Annotated in this window: 18 protein-coding genes; 8 read left to right on the forward strand and 10 right to left on the reverse strand. The window is 66.2% G+C overall.

Going from position 1 to position 14,986, the window contains the following annotated elements:
* Positions 1-2 precede the first annotated feature (2 nt).
* Positions 3-524 carry a CGNR zinc finger domain-containing protein gene (locus tag CH276_RS17030; protein ID WP_032397925.1) on the reverse strand — a complete coding sequence of 174 codons (522 nt, stop codon included), beginning with the start codon at positions 522-524 and terminating at the stop codon, positions 3-5.
* Between the two features lie 25 nt (positions 525-549).
* Between CH276_RS17030 and CH276_RS28525 the strand changes: the two genes are divergently transcribed.
* A complete protein-coding gene (locus CH276_RS28525) occupies positions 550-711 on the forward strand; it encodes a hypothetical protein (RefSeq protein WP_176459288.1) in 162 nt (53 codons plus the stop codon).
* Between the two features lie 16 nt (positions 712-727).
* On the opposite strand, the gene CH276_RS17035 is transcribed toward CH276_RS28525, so the two are convergent.
* Positions 728-1,999 (reverse strand): class I SAM-dependent RNA methyltransferase, encoded by a 1,272-nt coding sequence (locus CH276_RS17035; RefSeq protein ID WP_094630069.1) that lies wholly within the window; start codon positions 1,997-1,999, stop codon positions 728-730.
* The gene (locus tag CH276_RS17040) at positions 1,996-3,993 is read right to left on the reverse strand and encodes an APC family permease (protein ID WP_045199809.1); all 1,998 of its coding nucleotides are present in this window, start codon (positions 3,991-3,993) and stop codon (positions 1,996-1,998) included. Before CH276_RS17040 ends, CH276_RS17035 begins: the two co-directional genes overlap by 4 nt.
* Positions 3,994-4,169: 176 nt before the next feature.
* Between CH276_RS17040 and CH276_RS17045 the strand changes: the two genes are divergently transcribed.
* Positions 4,170-4,835, forward strand: a complete 666-nt coding sequence (locus CH276_RS17045) for a potassium channel family protein (protein ID WP_176459289.1) — start codon at positions 4,170-4,172, stop codon at positions 4,833-4,835.
* A 49-nt stretch (positions 4,836-4,884) separates the two neighbouring features.
* On the forward strand, positions 4,885-5,544 hold the full coding sequence (locus tag CH276_RS17050) for a potassium channel family protein (protein WP_032397923.1): 660 nt from the start codon (positions 4,885-4,887) through the stop codon (positions 5,542-5,544).
* Here CH276_RS17050 and CH276_RS17055 read toward each other — a convergent pair.
* Positions 5,518-6,168, reverse strand: coding sequence for a DUF3159 domain-containing protein (locus CH276_RS17055; RefSeq protein WP_032398421.1), 651 nt, complete (start codon positions 6,166-6,168; stop codon positions 5,518-5,520). The two genes, CH276_RS17050 and CH276_RS17055, sit on opposite strands and share 27 nt — an antisense overlap.
* Before the next feature lie 109 nt (positions 6,169-6,277).
* Positions 6,278-6,655 carry an OB-fold nucleic acid binding domain-containing protein gene (locus CH276_RS17060; RefSeq protein WP_032397922.1) on the reverse strand — a complete coding sequence of 126 codons (378 nt, stop codon included), beginning with the start codon at positions 6,653-6,655 and terminating at the stop codon, positions 6,278-6,280.
* Positions 6,656-6,776: 121 nt separating this feature from the next.
* Between CH276_RS17060 and CH276_RS17065 the strand changes: the two genes are divergently transcribed.
* Complete coding sequence (locus tag CH276_RS17065) at positions 6,777-7,499, forward strand: alpha/beta fold hydrolase (RefSeq protein ID WP_254924113.1); 723 nt, start codon at positions 6,777-6,779, stop codon at positions 7,497-7,499.
* Here CH276_RS17065 and CH276_RS17070 read toward each other — a convergent pair.
* Together CH276_RS17070 and dut are read right to left on the reverse strand one after the other, a co-directional pair.
* Positions 7,481-8,323, reverse strand: a complete 843-nt coding sequence (locus CH276_RS17070; RefSeq protein ID WP_094630070.1) for a DUF3710 domain-containing protein — start codon at positions 8,321-8,323, stop codon at positions 7,481-7,483. The two genes, CH276_RS17065 and CH276_RS17070, sit on opposite strands and share 19 nt — an antisense overlap.
* Positions 8,324-8,387: 64 nt before the next feature.
* Positions 8,388-8,840: a dUTP diphosphatase gene (gene dut / locus CH276_RS17075; RefSeq protein ID WP_032398419.1), complete on the reverse strand. Its 453-nt coding sequence runs from the start codon at positions 8,838-8,840 to the stop codon at positions 8,388-8,390.
* A gap of 220 nt (positions 8,841-9,060) precedes the next feature.
* Between dut and CH276_RS17080 the strand changes: the two genes are divergently transcribed.
* A complete protein-coding gene (locus tag CH276_RS17080) occupies positions 9,061-9,525 on the forward strand; it encodes a DUF3093 domain-containing protein (RefSeq protein ID WP_045199816.1) in 465 nt (154 codons plus the stop codon).
* A 72-nt stretch (positions 9,526-9,597) separates the two neighbouring features.
* Here the strand turns inward: CH276_RS17080 and CH276_RS17085 are convergent, their stop codons facing one another.
* Positions 9,598-9,900, reverse strand: a complete 303-nt coding sequence (locus tag CH276_RS17085; protein WP_027496891.1) for a DUF4193 domain-containing protein — start codon at positions 9,898-9,900, stop codon at positions 9,598-9,600.
* Positions 9,901-10,445: 545 nt separating this feature from the next.
* Between CH276_RS17085 and cei the strand changes: the two genes are divergently transcribed.
* Positions 10,446-11,126: an envelope integrity protein Cei gene (gene cei / locus CH276_RS17090; RefSeq protein ID WP_094630117.1), complete on the forward strand. Its 681-nt coding sequence runs from the start codon at positions 10,446-10,448 to the stop codon at positions 11,124-11,126.
* Positions 11,127-11,141: 15 nt separating this feature from the next.
* Here cei and CH276_RS17095 read toward each other — a convergent pair whose 3' ends face one another.
* Positions 11,142-12,029 carry an inositol monophosphatase family protein gene (locus CH276_RS17095; protein WP_373453534.1) on the reverse strand — a complete coding sequence of 296 codons (888 nt, stop codon included), beginning with the start codon at positions 12,027-12,029 and terminating at the stop codon, positions 11,142-11,144.
* A gap of 187 nt (positions 12,030-12,216) precedes the next feature.
* Between CH276_RS17095 and ppgK the strand changes: the two genes are divergently transcribed.
* Together ppgK and CH276_RS17105 are read left to right on the forward strand one after the other, a co-directional pair.
* Entirely contained in the window at positions 12,217-13,038 is an 822-nt protein-coding gene (gene ppgK, locus CH276_RS17100; RefSeq protein WP_052050332.1) for a polyphosphate--glucose phosphotransferase, read from the forward strand.
* Positions 13,039-13,197: 159 nt separating this feature from the next.
* Positions 13,198-14,529 (forward strand): RNA polymerase sigma factor, encoded by a 1,332-nt coding sequence (locus tag CH276_RS17105; protein ID WP_032397920.1) that lies wholly within the window; start codon positions 13,198-13,200, stop codon positions 14,527-14,529.
* 69 nt (positions 14,530-14,598) lie between these two features.
* On the opposite strand, the gene CH276_RS17110 is transcribed toward CH276_RS17105, so the two are convergent.
* A complete protein-coding gene (locus tag CH276_RS17110) occupies positions 14,599-14,958 on the reverse strand; it encodes a DUF952 domain-containing protein (RefSeq protein WP_094630071.1) in 360 nt (119 codons plus the stop codon).
* Positions 14,959-14,986: the final 28 nt, after the last annotated feature.

A 14,986-nucleotide genomic window follows, 5' to 3' on the forward strand; every position in this document is an offset into this window, starting at 1 on the left:
GATCACGAGGCCGCGCGTGCTCGATGCCTGCGTACTGCGTCGCGATTGGAGCACACCGTTCCGCAGTACCGCTGCCTGCCCGTTCTCGAGGTGTCGGCGAAGGCGAGTGTGCAGTCTGCGGCGGCGCAGCGAGCGAGGCGAGACATCCCGCGTCCGGTCAGATGCAACGCGGTGCCGACGCTCACCAGGGCCCTGATGACCCCGCCGAGTTCGATGTTGGGGTCGCGATAGTGCATGTGCCAGCCGTCGTCGGCATGGTTGGTCAACCGTGGGTAGGCCGACGCCTGTGCCAGTAGAGCATTGAGCTCGTCGGCCCGATCGGTTTCGGTGCTCGCGTCCACCACCCGCGCCCAGTCACGCAGGAACTGGAGGGTGTCGACCAGATCGGCATCCGTGGCGATCCAGTCCGGTACGAGGCCGGCGTCCACGCAGCGTTCGCCCAGCTCGGTCGCCGACGTGGGCGGCGAATTGAGCAGGTCGATACCGAGTTTCACGGCATACTCGCCGTAAGGGTTGATGTGCACAAGACCATTACATCACGATGGACGCATGCACACCGAACACACCACACACACCTGGACCACCCACTCCACCCACGACACGAGCGAGGGGCTCGTCGGATACCAGGGCTGCCGGTGCGGTGCTCAGCGCATCGTGTCCGTTCCCATGCACACCTTCGCCCCGGTCGCCGAAGTTGCACACCGGATCTGATCGATTGCCGCAGCCCTCACCGACGAACGAAACGACCGATGCACTCGACGTGGCTGGTCGACGGAAAGGCGTCGAAAGCGCGCATGTCGTCGAGCTCGTATCCAGCAGCCCGATACAAGCTCACATCCCGTGCGAACGAGGCCGGATCGCATCCGATGTGCACCACCGAACGCGGAGACCGGACGGCGACGGCATCGACGACGTCCCGTCCTGCTCCCGCGCGAGGTGGATCGAGCACCGCTACCGACACCGGATCGGTCAACGCATCGATCGAGCGCTCGACCCGACCCGGCACGAACGTGACCTGCGGCAGATCCCGCAGCGCCGAACGGCCGTCCTCGGCTGCCCGACGAGAGAACTCGACACTGGTGACCCGGCCGCTCGGACCCACCCGATCGGCCAGGGCGGCGGCGAACACCCCGACGCCTCCGTACAGATCCCACGCACCGTCACCCGACGTGGCGTCCGCCCATTCCCGCACCACATCGGTGTACACCTGCGGCGCGCCGCGGTGAGCCTGCCAGAACCCGGTGGCGTCGAGGGTCCATGCCCTGCTCGAGACGTATTCGGTCACCCGACCCGATCCGATCACGGCCTTCTCGGGCCGGGAGCGAGACGACGCTGCCCGACGCGCCGACGCTCCACGACGACCCGGCGATCGGCGTCCGGTGGGCGAGAGTTGCGCCGGCGCGATCTCCACCACATGCCGCTCGCCGTCCCCGTCGAGCACCACCTGCAGCTCGGCACCCGGCCGCCACTGCTGATCCGACAGTCCCACGAACGCGGCAGAATCCATTTGGGGACAGGTGAGTTCGGTGACGATCGAGCTACTGCGATAGCGGTGATAGCCGGGCCTACCGCCGGCATCGACGGCGAGTCGCACTCGGGTTCGCCACCCGGTTCCGTCGCCGGACCCCGGTAGTTCCTCCACCTGCACCTCACGCTCGATTCCGGCGACGCGGCGAAGTTGTTCGGCGACGACGAACGACTTCAGTCGCCGCCCGGCATCGGCAGTGGCGTGGGAGTAGTCGCAGCAGCCCGAGCCGCCCGGTCCGGCAATGGGACAGCGCGCGTCCACCCGGTCCGAAGACGCCGACAGAATCTCGACGGCATCGGCACGACAGAACGACCCGCCCCGATCTTCGGTCACCTTGGCCACGACCCGTTCACCCGGCAGTCCGTGCCGTACGAACATCACCCGGCCGTCGTGGCGGGCCACGCAGAATCCGCCGTGCCCCGGCGCGCCCAGTTCGACCTCGAGCAGCAGCCCGAACCAGCTCTCGCTCACTTGCCCGCCGGAGGCTCGTAGCCGCGACGCGACGCACCGGGCGCATTGCCGAGCACCTCACGCTTGGCCTTCTCGGACGACCGCAGCTGCCACGGCACGCTCGTGACCATCACGCCCGGCTGGAACAGCAGGCGAGACTTCAGTCGCAACGCACTCTGATTGTGCAGAACCTGCTCCCACCAGTGACCGACCACATACTCGGGAATGAAGACCGTGACGACGTCCCGAGGCGAGTCGCGACGAACCCGCTTGACGTAGTCCAGGACCGGTTTGGTGACTTCTCGGTAGGGCGACTCGACGACCTTGAGCGGCACCGAGACGTCACTGGCTTCCCACTCCCGAACCAGTGCGCGAGTATCGGCTTCGTCGACGTTGACGGTCACGGCCTCGAGGGTGTCGGGCCTGGTTGCTCGGGCGTACGCCAACGCGCGCAGGGTCGGCATGTGCAGCTTCGAGACCAACACGATCGAGTGTGTGCGGCTGGGCAGAACTCCGTCCCATTCCTCGTTCTCGAGCTCCCGCGCCACGGTGTCGTAGTGCTTTCTGATCATGCGCATCAGGACGAAGATCGCCACCATCGCCACGATCGCGATCCACGCGCCGGCGGCGAACTTGGTGATCAACACGATGACCAGCACCGTTCCGGTCATGCCGAGACCGACTCCGTTGACCACCCGTGAGCGGTGCATGCGCCGCCGTTGCTCGGGATCGGTCTCGGTGGCCAACAGCCGCGTCCAGTGCCGAACCATCCCGGTCTGACTGAGGGTGAACGAGACGAACACCCCGACGATGTAGAGCTGAATGAGCTTGGTTACCTCGGCACCGAACGCGACGACGAAGACGATCGCAGCTCCGGACAGAAAAAGGATGCCGTTGCTGAAGGCAAGACGGTCGCCACGAGTGTGCAGCTGCCTCGGCAGGTACCGGTCCTGGGCCAGAACCGAACCGAGAACGGGGAAGCCGTTGAACGCGGTGTTGGCCGCAAGCACCAGGATGAGGGCCGTGACGGTCGTGATGAAGAAGAATCCAGCGGGGAATCCGCTGAACACCGCCTCCGCGAGCTGCGCGATCAACGTCTTCTGCTGGTACCCCTCCGGCGCGCCGACCAGCTGAATATCGGGATCCAGGGCGTACTTGATGCCGATCTTCTGTGCGAGCACGATGATGCCCATCAGCAATGTGATGCCGATGGCTCCGAGCAGCAACAAGGTGGTCGCGGCGTTACGCGACTTCGGCTTCTCGAATGCGGGTACCCCGTTGCTGATGGCCTCCACCCCGGTCAGCGCCGCGCAACCGGAAGAGAAGGCGCGCGCGATGAGGAACGCGAATGCGATGCCGTACAGGTGCGAATCCTCGGCCTTCAGATCGAAGGTTGCCGATTCTGCATGAATGTCGTCGCCGAGAACGTAGACCCTGAACAGGCCGTACGCCAACATCAGGAACATGCCACCCATGAAGGCATACGTCGGGATCGCGAACGCAGCCCCGGACTCGCGGATGCCCCGAAGATTGACGGAGGTGACCAGGACGATGGCCACCACGGCGAACAGCACCTTGTGCTGGGCCACGAACGGAACCGCTGATCCGATGTTCGACGCCGCCGCCGAGATCGACACCGCCACGGTCAACACGTAGTCGACCAACAGTGCGCTGCCGACCGTCAATCCGGCCGCGGGGCCCAGGTTTGTGGTCGCGACCTCGTAGTCGCCGCCGCCGGACGGATAAGCATGCACGTTCTGTCGATAGCTGGCCACGACGACGGCCATCACCACGCAGACGGCGAGACCGATCCACGGGGTGAAGGCGACTGCCGAGATGCCCGCCACCGACAGCACCAGGAAGATCTCTTCCGGTGCATAGGCAACCGACGACATGGCGTCCGAGGCGAACACCGGCAACGCGATCCGCTTGGGAAGCAACGTATGACCGAGCTTGTCACTGCGGAACGGCTTACCGAGCACTAGCCGCTTGGCGGCAGTCGAGACCTTGGACACGCACAGAAGCGTAGGCCGTCCTCCTGCGGACGTCTCAACCACGCGCCCGAAACTGCGTCGGAGCGCACCCTCGGTCGGTACGGTGACCGATCCCCCGATACGTTGGTGCACGCCTGCCGGTCGTGGCAGTGTCGGTCGGCAGTGGTCGACCATCGAGATCGGGACGGAGCTGGGCGTTGTACGTAGTTGTGATGGGATGTGGCCGCGTCGGCGCATCGCTGGCCGGGGCGCTCGAACGCATCGGACACGAGGTCGCGATCATCGACCGCGACGAAACAGCCTTTCTGCGCCTGGACCCCGACTTCGCCGGGCATCGCGTCGTCGGCATGGGTTTCGACCGAGATGTGTTGGTGAGCGCGGGAATCGAGAAGGCCGAGGCCTTCGCGGCCGTGTCGTCCGGCGACAACTCCAACATCATCTCCGCCCGTGTCGCTCGAGAGACGTTCGGCGTCGACAAAGTGGTCGCAAGGATCTACGACGCCAAGCGCGCGGCCGTCTACGAACGCCTCGGCATCCCGACGGTCGCCACCGTCCCCTGGGCCACCGATCGTTTTCTGCACAACCTGTTGCGCGACGACCCCACCACCAAATGGCGCGATCCCTCGGGCAGCGTCGCCGTCGTCCTGCTCGACTTCCACGACGCCTGGATCGGCAAGAAGCTCTCGGTACTCGAGGACGCCACCAACTCGCGGGCCGCGTTCGTCATCCGGTTCGGCAGCGGACTGCTACCGGACAAGCGAACCGTCATCCAGGCCGGCGACGAGGTGTACGTCGCCGCGGTCTCGGGAACCGTCGCCGAAGCCATTGCGCTGGCCGGCAACCCGCCGCCCTCGGACGACTGATGCACGAGCGCACGTTCCCCACCTCCCCCATCGACCCGAACGGGAAGCCATGAAAGTCGCTATCGCCGGAGCCGGCGCAGTCGGCAGATCCATCGCACGCGAGTTGATTCGCAGCGAACACGATGTGATGCTCCTCGAACGCAAACTCGACCACGTCGATCAGGCCGCCATCCCGGAAGCGGAATGGGTGTTGGCCGACGCGTGCGAGTTGAGTCTGCTCGAAGCCGCGCACCTCGAGAATTACGACGTGGTGATCGCTGCCACCGGAGACGACAAGGCCAACCTAGTGCTCAGCCTGCTGGCCAAGACCGAGTTCGGCGTCAACCGCGTGGTGGCCCGGGTCAACGATCCGCGCAACGAATGGCTGTTCGACGCTGCCTGGGGTGTCGATGTCGCCGTGTCCACCCCGCGCATGCTCGCGTCCCTGGTCGAGGAGGCCGTATCGGTGGGCGACCTCGTTCACCTGATGACGTTCCGTAAGGGTCAGGCCAACCTCGTCGAGATCACGCTGCCGGAGAACACTCCCCTGGCGGGCAAGCCGGTCCGCAAGCTCCAATTGCCCAGGGACGCAGCGTTGGTGACGATTCTGCGCGGCGGTCGAGTAATCGTTCCCCAGCACGACGATCCGCTGGAGGGCGGCGACGAACTGCTGTTCGTCGCGGCCAAAGAGGTCGAGAACGAACTACGCGCCGCTGTCGGCCTGATCTGACGGCCGGTCCTGCTTGCGGTCTTCGCTCGACGCTGCGTCGAGCGCACGATCGGCCGCACGCACGGCCCAGAGCGTGACCAACAGCGCCACTCCCGTGAGCGGCCAGCCCATGCCGATGCGGGCAACGGCGAGCCAACCCGTCTGGTCGGAGTCGTAGAGCTGGGACTGAACGATGTATCGGGCACCGAACACCGACGCCCAGGCGATCGTGGCCACGTCGTAGTACCGCACGGCCGACCGGTTGCCACGCCACGACGTTCCGTTGCCGTTGAGGTATCCCCAGATGATGCCGACCAACGGCCAGCGCGCGAGCACCGACAGCACGAACGCCGCGCCGTAGGCGAGCGAGGTGTAGATACCGAACAGGAAGTAGCCCTTGGCATCTCCCGTCCGGTATGCGATGAATGCGCAGATTCCGACCCCGAAGAATCCCGAAATGGCGGGCTGAATCGGGCTACGACGAACCAGCCGCCACACCAACACCGCAGCGGCGACTCCCAGAGCGGACCACAGAGCAGCGGCGAGACCGGCATAGCTGTTCACCGGAACGAAGACGACGACGGGCAAGGTCGAGTAGACGAGCCCGCTCAACCCGCCGAGCTGCTCGAGGACGGTGGGAGCCACCTTCTCGGCGGTCGTCGACGCGTCGGGCGCAGGTTCCGGCGTCGTCGACGGGGGCGGCACGGAATCGTCGCTGTTGGTCACGACAACGAGAGTGCCATACCGGCGACGATCAGCTGTCGTCGCGCAGTTCGTAATAGGGGTTGTAGACGATCTTGCGTCCGTCGCGCTCGCCGACGCGTCCGCGAACGAGCAGAGTCTTGCCGGGCTCGATTCCAGCGATCTTGCGTCGTCCGATCCACAGCAGCGTCACCGTGTCGGTGCCGTCGAAGAACTCGGCCTCGATGTTGGCGTTGGCCGCCTTCGAACAGGCTTCGACGCTGCGCAGTCGACCCAGCATCGTGACTTCTTCACCTCGCGAGCAATCGCACGCCCGCCGAGCCCCGGAGGCTTCGGAGGTTTCGGCCATCTCCTCGGCATCGAGTTGATCGATGTCCTCTGTCAACTTCCGCGTCAGACGGCGAAAGTATCCTGCGGCAGCGGGTGCCATTCTGTGCTCCAGCGGTGTGGGTCGTCCCCTCGTCGGGGTGGTACTTCGCCACTGTAGACCCGAAGTGTCACGCTGACCAACCGTCGTCACAGCGGTGTCGGCAGGCGTGCACAATCGTGTCGTGCACAGCCGATTCCACACCAGCACCGCGGTCGTTCTACCGGGGACGGGGTCCGATGCGCGGTTCGCCGCCGACGCGTTCTCGGCGGCATTCGACAGTGTGGGATTGACCACCGTGGCCGTCGAACCCGACCCGACCGCGGTGGTGGAAAGCTACCTGTCCGCCCTCGACGACGCAGCACATCGCCTCGGACCCGTCGTGGTCGCAGGGATATCCCTCGGGGCGGCCGTCGCGGTTCGCTGGGCTGCCGACAACGCATCGAACACCGCGGCTCTCGCACTCGCGCTGCCTGCGTGGACCGGAGACCCGGCCGGCTCCCCCGCGGCCCTGAGTGCGGAGTTCACCGCGCGATCCCTGCGCGAGCAGGGACTCGACGTCGTCACCGCGGCGATGGCAGCGTCGAGCCCGCCGTGGCTCGCGCACACTCTGCGCAGATCCTGGGCTGCCCAGTGGCCCGCCCTTCCCGGCGCGCTGGACGAGGCGGCTCGCCACCGCAGCCTCGAACTCGACGAGCTCGCTCGGGTAGAGGTACCCGCTGTCGTCGTGGGTGCGGTGGACGATGCAGTCCATCCGATCGAGGTCGCTCGACAGTGGGCTCGGGCACTGCCGAACTGCGAACTGCGCACGGTGACCCTGGACGGCATTGGAAGCGACCCGGGATGCCTCGGCCGAGCGGCCGTCGACGGTCTCGGCGAGCGGTCGGGTCAGCCGCCCAGCTGCTGAATCGCCGATCCCGACGCTCCCCGACGCGGCGCTCGGTCACGCTCGGCAGCGGTCGGCTGCGGAGCCGTTTCCTGTTGCGGCGCTGCAGATTCCGACGTCGGTACCGCAGCCCGAGGCTCCGCGGCCGGTTGCGCCGCGCTCTGCTGAGCTGCCGCCTGCTGCTGTGCGGCTGCCGCGAGCTGCTCGGCCAACACCTGCGGCAACACCACCGGTAGCGGTGTCCGAACGGGGTGCGGTTCGGTACCCCGATCCACCACTGTCTGCCGCAGGATCGTGTGTGCCAGCCGGACGAGCGGTTGGCCCTCGGCCACCGCGCCCGAGGGACCCGCCAGCACGCAGCGAACCATCCAGCGATATCCGTCGACTCCGATGAAGCGCAGGTCTGCGTTGGCCGTGACACCGAGCAGTTCGCGTCCCCACGGACCCGTCTCGACCGTCGTCTCGGCCTTGTCGTTGCGCAGAGACGTCGCCAGATCCGCTGCCACCTCACGCCACTGACCGGGCGATTTCGGTGCCGCGTAGGCCGCGATGGTGATGCGCCCGAACTGCGTGACGATGTGCACTGCCTGCGGGCTGCCTGCCTGCGACATCTCGACCTGGAGTTGCCCGCCCTCCGGCAACGGAATCAGTACCGAACCGAGGTCGAGACGCGTCGCCGCGACCGTCTCGCGATCGTCGTCGAGGTCCCCGAGGTCGTGGGGACCGTCGGCGGCTTTGTTCGCGGCCTCGATATCGTCGTCCTCGTCTTCGACGCTGTCGACGAATGGCTCCGCACCGGGCGCGGAGGCACTGCCGGCGTCGTTCTTCTTACGCCGTCCGAACATGTTCAACTCTCTTCTTCTCGGTTGCTTCCACTGTGCCTGCCCGCGGCGAACGTCGTGGCGGAACTCACTGCTCCAGACTCGCATGGCCACCGGTCGAACCGTGACCACCGGCCCCTCGAACGGTGTCGTCCAACTCGTCGACCTCGACGAAAGTCACCAGCTCGACTCGCTGCACTAGCAGTTGAGCAATACGGTCGCCTCGCTCGAGCTCGATCGGAGTGTGCAGGTCGTGATTGATCAGACAGACCTTGATCTCGCCGCGATATCCGGCATCGATGGTGCCCGGGGTGTTGACCACCGACAGACCCGATTTCGCCGCCAACCCCGATCGCGGATGCACCAGTCCGACGGTTCCGACCGGGAGAGCGATCGCGATTCCGGTCCCCACCAGGACGCGTTCGCCCGGAGCGATGGTCACTGCGGCCGTCGTTCGCAGATCGACTCCCGCATCACCCTCGTGCGCCCGTGTCGGCACCGGAAGCTCCGGATCGAGTCGGCGCACCCGGACCTCGGACAACGGATCGGAGGGCCGGCGCGGGGTGCGGGGTCGGTCGACGGACGGTTCGGTGCCGGTCTCGGTGACTTCGTCGCTCACGTCGAACGAGACTACGCTGGCCGGCTTCGGTCTCGGCGTGGCGACTACCCTGGGACTCGTGACTGCAGATCGACAGGCCGAACACGCGTCGGAGTCCGGCGACTCCACCCCCGACACGGGCTCCACCGCACCCGAGAACTCGATGCTGTACTCCGAGCGACTGTGGGTACCGATCTGGTGGTGGGGAGCGGGCGCGGCCGTCGCTGTGTTGCTGGCTGCGGAGATCCACATGGGTGCGCCCGGCATCCGTGCCTGGCTGCCCTACGTCGTGTTGCTCCCGCTCATCGCGTGGGCGTTGTTCGCTTTCAGCAGGCTGCGCGTCGAGGTGGTCGCCGGTGCGACCGGTGCCGAGTTACGCGTCGGGTCCGCTCATCTGCCCCTCGATGTGGCGTCCAAGGCCGCCGTCGTTCCCGGGACAGCAAAAAGTGCGGCGCTGGGAAGGCAGCTCGATCCGCTGGCCTTCGTGCAGCACCGCACCTGGGTGAAACAGATGGTGATCGTGGTCCTCGACGACCCCGACGATCCGACGCCCTACTGGCTGATCAGCACCAAACGCCCCGAGGAGCTGTTGGCCGTCCTGACCGCGCACGGTGTCGAGGCGCGCTGACCTACCGGTCGCTCGACGGTCGGAGCCGTCGACACAGACCTGACCGAACCGATCAGGTCTGTGCGGAGAAGGTCACGCCGCGCAGTCGCGGCACATCAGAACACCGTTGGCGTCACTGGCCAGACGGCTGCGGTGATGGACCAGGAAGCAGCTCGAGCAGGTGAACTCGTCGGCCTGCTTGGGAACCACCCGGACCGAAAGCTCCTCACCGGACAGATCTGCACCGGGGAGCTCGAAGGACTCCGCGGTGTCGGATTCGTCCACGTCCACCACGGCGGACTGGGCCTCGTTGCGTCGGGCCTTCAATTCTTCGAGCGAGTCCTCCGACACATCGTCGGATTCTGTTCTTCTCGGTGCGTCGTAGTCGGTTGCCATTGTCCTCGTACCCCTCATCTTCGTGCGTGTGTGTGGTGAAAGCTGCCGATGTGGTCGGCTTGTGGCCGTCGGCTGTGAAGAGGGCGCTTGCTCGCTCCCACCGATGTTCGTATCTGTTCGAATCGTTCGTCGTCGCGCGGTGCCCGAAACTACACCGGGTAGTTCCCAGAACTCGCGGGTTGAAACCCGATCGAGACCTCGCTCACCTGATCGATTGGTGCACCGGCGTCCGATTCTTGAAGCACCGCGGCCGCCAGACAATAGCCGAAGCCGGTAGCAAAGCAGAAACCGAACCGCCGACGAGTCCATCACCTGGGTGCACGCCGCATCAACACCGGGATGGGCAGCTTCATTCCACCCTTCACAGAACACCTCTCGGTGCCGGTTTCGGCCTCCGAATCGGCCACCGCGCACTGGATCGAAGGAGGGTACGGCCGAGTGTGCCGCCCTCGCGCACCCCGGCCATCTACAGTAGGCACCGCGTCGGTGTGAACCGACTCTGCGAACCGGTCTCGGCGACTGCCGACGGAAAGGCGAAGATCACTGTGGTTTCTCTGATCACCGAAGGCCATTCGGTCGACGGCAAAGGTCGTCCGTTCCGTCGACGCCGTGCGTTTCCGATCATCGCGGTCTTCACGGTGCTCGCTCTCCTCGGAGTGCTGGTGTGGGTCAAGGTGTTCACCACCGCCGAGGCCACCTCGGCGACCGCCGAGTGCAATGCCCCGACCACAGCCGCCGCGACGGACGGTACCCAGCCGGTACCGCTCGGCGAGGAAGTGGACCCGTCGACCCTGCTCGACGTCGAGCCCGCCGCCCTGTCCGCATCGAAGGTCCGTGTCTTCAACGCGAACGGTGAGCGCGGACAGGCCGCTCACGTGGCCGCCCAGCTCAGCGATTACGGGTTCGCGAGCGCACCGGACGTCCAGGTCGGCAACGATCCGGTCTACATCGACCAGAACATGCAGTGCCAGGGGCAGATTCGGTTCGGCCCGGCCGGCCTGGCGGCAGCGAGCGCGGTGTCGCTGGTCGCCCCATGCGCCGAACTCATCGAAGATGCCCGCACCGACGACTCGGTCGATCTGGCACTCGGTACTTACTTCAGCGAGATCCAGCCCAACGACGACGCCGAGGAAGTGCTGCGCACTCTGGCCGGGGCCGCACCCGGTACTCCGCCTGCCCCACTCGATGCCGATCTGCTCGCGGCAGCACGCGAATCCCGCTGCTGACGCGCCGACGGCCTGTCAGCCGGGAATCGGATCGAGGGCGCCCGCGCTGCGCAGGACGGCCACGAAGGCGTCCGCGATCCCCGGGGCCGTTGCCACCGTCACCGCACCCTGCGCACTGCTGCTGTTGGCGGCGGGCACCCTGACGATCGCGCCTGCCTCGGCGGCGATCAGCGCACCCGCCGCCCAATCCCACGGACTGAGTCCGTGTTCGAAGTGAGCGTCCACCACTCCGGACGCGACCATGCAGAGATCGAGCGCAGCCGAACCGATCCGGCGTATGTCTCGCACCTGAGGCAGCAGTTCGGCGATGATCGCGCCCTGCACCGCTCGACGCCCTGATCCGTAGCCGAATCCGGTGGCCAACAACGTCATCGACACGTCGGTCACACCGGAACAGCGCAGCTGCTCCTGCGTACCGTCGGCCCTCTCCACCGTCGCCCCACGCCCGAGAGCGGCCGAGTAGACGAGCCCGCGGGCAACATCGATCACGGCCCCGGCAACACTGACACCGTCGATCTGGACCGCGACCGAGACCGCGTACGCCGGAATTCCGTACATGAAGTTGACGGTTCCGTCGATCGGGTCCAGCACCCAGCGCACACCGTCGAGCGAGTCGTCGTCGCTGCCTTCCTCCTCTCCGAGAATCGCATCCTCCGGCCGCAGCCGCGCCAGCATCTCGCGCAGGACGCGCTCGGTCTCGGTGTCCACGACGGTCACCGGATCGGTCGGCGTGCTCTTGGAGTGCACCGCGCCGTCACCCTCGCTCGAATCGCCGCCGAAGACCTCCGGGCGGCGCCGTCCGACATGCTCGGCGGCTCGCGTCGCGACCCGTACGGCGACCTCGCGCAGCGCATCGACCTCGCGCGTGTTCGATCCCTCGGCTGCCACCTGCTCTTCCGGCAATCGTGTACTGGCGGTGTCGGTCTGCGATCGGTCTGGTGTCGGCACGCGTACATCGCAACACACACCGACCTCCGAGCACCACCGCAGCGACCGCCGATGACGTCAGCGTCCCGCGAGCGCCGAAACGCACTATTGTTCGGAGGCGACGGCATCACACGGATTCGATCACGCCAGGAGCGGCATCCTCATGACACAGGCAGGTTCGGACAACACCACCGCTGCGGCAGCGCGCCACGGATTCGGCGTGGACGTGGGCGGCAGCGGCATCAAGGGCGGAATCGTGGACCTGAGCACCGGAGAGCTCGTCGGCGACCGCCACAAGATCGAGACGCCGCAACCGTCGACCCCCGATGCCGTCGCGCGCACCGTCGCCGAGATCGTCGCGCACTTCGAATGGACCGGCCCGGTGGGCGTGACGTTGCCCGCCGTGGTGACCGGCGGTGTCGCTCGCTCGGCCGCCAACATCGACAAGTCCTGGATCGACACCGACGCCCGCGCGTTGTTCGCGAAAGCCATCGGCACCGACAACGTCACCGTGCTCAACGATGCGGATGCGGCCGGAGTGGCCGAGGACAAGTACGGCGGCGGCAAGGGCAAGGACGGAGTCGTCGTGCTGTTGACGTTCGGCACGGGGATCGGTTCGGCCGTCCTGCACAACGGGGTTCTGCTTCCCAACACCGAATTCGGCCACATGGAGATCGACGGCAAGGAAGCCGAGCATCGTGCGGCGTCGTCGGTGAAGGAGAACCAGGGACTGTCCTACAAGGAGTGGGCCAAGGAGGTCTCGAAGGTTCTCGAGACGTTCGAGGCGCTGTTGTGGCCGGATCTGTTCATCGCAGGCGGCGGCATCAGCCGCAAGAGCGAGAAGTGGATTCCGCACCTGACCAATCGCACGCCCGTGGTTCCGGCAACCCTGCTGAACACTGCCGGGATCGTCGGTGCCGCTCTCGCAGCGGACTCCGCCGTACCGTCCGCCGAGACCGGTACGTCCGCGGGATCGGCACACTGACACGCGGGTTGCCACCTGCATAGGGCAAGGGTCGGTAACAAACTCCTGAGAGGTCGTTACAATGGTGTGTGCCGGTACGCAGCCGGCCGAATCCGAAGACCTCTCCGCCGGAAACAACTCTGGCGTGACGCCGCACGACTTCGTCACGAAAGGGCGTACGTGGCAGCCACCGATATCCGTCAGACCGTAGATTCCGAAACCGAGTCTGCGACACCTGCACCTGCTGTCAAGGCACCCGCTGCGAAGGCACCGGCAAAGAAGGCTCCCGCCAAGCGCGCCGCAGCCAAGAAGGCACCGGCGAAGAAGGCCGCAGCAAAGAAGACAGCAGCCGCACCGGCATCCGGGGACGACGCCGACGAGAGCACTCCCGGCATCGAGGACATCGACATCTCCGAGGGCGACCTCGCCGCCGCCGCCAACGATGTCGTCGAGGTGGTCGCTGCAGGTGACGACACCGAGGAGGACGTCACCGCCGAGCCGACCGCCGAGGACAAGGCATCCGGTGATTTCGTCTGGGACGAAGAAGAGTCCGAGGCACTGCGCCAGGCCCGTAAGGACGCCGAGCTCACCGCGTCCGCCGACTCCGTCCGCGCCTACCTCAAGCAGATCGGCAAGGTCGCGCTCCTCAACGCAGAGGAGGAAGTCGAACTGGCCAAGCGCATCGAGGCCGGCCTGTTCGCGGTCGAGAAGATGCGCGAGTCCGCGGAGAAGGGCGAGAAGCTCCCCGTTGCGCAGCGCCGCGACATGACGTGGATCTGCCGTGACGGTAATCGCGCCAAGAATCACCTCCTCGAGGCAAACCTTCGTCTCGTCGTCTCCCTCGCCAAGCGCTACACCGGTCGTGGCATGGCTTTCCTGGACCTCATTCAGGAAGGCAACCTCGGTCTGATCCGCGCGGTCGAGAAGTTCGACTACACGAAGGGCTACAAGTTCTCGACGTACGCCACGTGGTGGATCCGACAGGCGATCACCCGGGCCATGGCCGACCAGGCCCGCACCATCCGAATTCCGGTGCACATGGTCGAGGTCATCAACAAGCTCGGCCGTATCCAGCGCGAGCTGCTCCAGGATCTGGGCCGCGAACCCACCCCTGAAGAGCTGGCGAAGGAAATGGACATCACGCCGGAAAAGGTGCTGGAGATCCAGCAGTACGCGCGTGAGCCGATCTCGCTCGACCAGACCATCGGTGACGAGGGCGACAGCCAGCTCGGCGACTTCATCGAGGATTCCGAGGCGGTCGTCGCCGTGGACGCCGTGTCGTTCACGCTGCTCCAGGATCAGCTGCAGTCGGTTCTCGAGACGCTGTCCGAGCGCGAGGCGGGCGTGGTTCGACTGCGATTCGGCCTCACCGACGGTCAGCCCCGCACCCTCGACGAGATCGGTCAGGTCTACGGTGTCACGCGCGAGCGGATCCGTCAGATCGAGTCCAAGACGATGTCCAAGCTGCGGCACCCGTCGCGTTCTCAGGTACTGCGCGACTACCTGGACTGATTCGTTCGCTCCACCTCCAACAACGACCGCCGATCACGTGATCGGCGGTCGTTGTTCTGTGCGCGGGCGTCACACCTGCGGCGCCCCGAACGTTCCGTCCGGCCCCGGCCGATAGTCGAGCACTGCCGTGACGGCCGCGATCGGAAGCGGTCCGTACAGGTGCGGAAAGCGCATGGACTCCGGATCGGACGGTACCCCCGGTTCCCACCGAACGGGTGCAGTCAGACGAGTCGGATCCACCCGCAGCAGAACCAGATCCGTGCGGCCCGAAAAGAGCCGGTTCGCAGGCAAGTGCACTTGCTCGGGTGTGGACAGATGCACGAAGCCCACGGATTCGTACGAGTCCGGGGTGTAGTCGGCCCGACCACGCATCGCGAGCCACTCCCCTGCCGTACAGATGTGAACGAGGTCGTCCTGCTTGCTGGTCACAAGTCCATTCTGCCGTGTCGTGCGCGGG

It is taken from the genome of Rhodococcus sp. 06-470-2, assembly GCF_002258235.1.
GTDB lineage: Bacteria > Actinomycetota > Actinomycetes > Mycobacteriales > Mycobacteriaceae > Rhodococcoides.